This window comes from Aminobacter sp. P4_H6_2 (genome assembly GCF_056400805.1).
The window spans coordinates 1-1,455 of the sequence record NZ_JBFUKO010000943.1 but is presented as its reverse complement, the minus strand read 5'-3'; the positions used below and the strand labels follow the sequence as shown (position 1 = coordinate 1,455).

Here is a 1,455-nt window from a genome sequence, read left to right as displayed (position 1 = left end):
TCACTATTTGACRCACTTCATTGCGGCACTTCGGGGGGGATTCGATGGCCAGGCTGATTGCTCGAACAAGTCTTTTTTCCAGCACCGTCATGCTGGCGGTTCTGTCATACAGCGGTGCTGCCGGAGCGCTCGATAGCAGCAGTGCCAACACCAAGGTGGTCGTGACACCGCTTGCCTCGACCACGGTGACCGCCAGCGGGCAGCCGATCGTGCTGCCGCAGAAGAACGTGCAGGTGTTGGTGTCTTCTTTCGAGATCCCGCCAGGAGCCACGTTGCCGGTACACAAGCACCCGTCCGCGCGCTACGCCTACGTGCTTGAGGGCCAATTGCAGGTGACCAATGTCGATACTGGCAAGAGCACCAGTTACAAGAAGGGCGACTTCATCGTCGAGATGATTGGTACCTGGCATCAGGGCTCAAATGTTGGGGCCGAACCTGTCAAGCTCTTGGTGATCGATCAGGTCGAGGAAGGCACCCCCAACACCGTGCTGAAGCAATAGGCGATTGTCCTACTCGTGCCTGAGCGCTTCGATCGGGTCGAGCCGGGCGCCGCGCAGGGCTGGGAAGAAGCCGAAGACCATGCCGATCAGCGCCGAAAAGCCGACGGCGAGCAGCACCACAGCCAGGCTCGGGGCGAACGGGATGGATAGCGCCAGCGACGCAGCCCAGGCCAGCGCCAGGCCGATGGCGATGCCGATCAGCCCGCCAAGCAGCGACAGCACCGTAGCCTCGACCAGAAACTGGACGAGGATATGCTTTTCATGMGCGCCGATGGCSAGCCTGATGCCGATCTCGCGYGTGCGCTCGGTGACCGATACCAGCATGATGTTCATGATGCCGATGCCGCCGACMAGCAGGCTGACGCCGGCGACRGCGCCCAGCATGCCGGTCATGGTGGCGGTGGCACTCGCCATGGCGTCGGCGATCTGGGTCATGTCGCGCACCGAAAAATCGTCCTCGCGGTCGGCGGTGACGCGGCGCGTGTCACGCATGATGTCTTCGATGCGCGCCTGGACCACCTGCGTGGGGGTGACGTCGTCGGCTGCGATATAGATCGTTTCGATGTCGCGGTTGCCGGCGATGCGCCGCTGGAAGGCGGAGAGCGGCATCAGAACGACATTGTCCTGGTCCTGGCCAAAACCGGAATAACCCTTGGGCTCGAGCAGGCCGATGACCTTGCAGCTCATGCGGCCGACTCGGATGGCCGCCCCGTCGGGATCGCCGGCACCGAAGAATTGCTGGCGCACTGTTTCGCCAATCAGGCAGACATTGATGCCGCCACGCACTTCGGATTCACTGAAGGGACGGCCAGACGTCACCTTCCAGTCGCGGGCGTCGAGATAGGCGTTGTCGGTGCCGGTGATGGAGGATGTCAGGCTCTCCGTGCCGAAGACGACGCGTACCTGCTTCTGCGACGCGGGAGAGACCGCGCGGACGCCTTCGAGATGCGCGGTC

General features: G+C 62.9%; 2 protein-coding genes. One reads left to right on the top strand and one right to left on the bottom strand.

Annotation, left to right across the window (positions count from 1 at the left end):
- The first annotated feature begins 89 nt into the window (after positions 1–89).
- Positions 90–500, top strand: coding sequence for a cupin domain-containing protein (locus tag AC1DUU_RS31905; RefSeq protein WP_476787297.1), 411 nt, complete (start codon positions 90–92; stop codon positions 498–500).
- Between the two features lie 9 nt (positions 501–509).
- On the opposite strand, the gene AC1DUU_RS31900 is transcribed toward AC1DUU_RS31905, so the two are convergent.
- Positions 510–1,455, bottom strand: a 946-nt coding sequence (locus AC1DUU_RS31900) for an ABC transporter permease (protein ID WP_476787296.1), incomplete at its 5' end; no start/stop codon positions are given.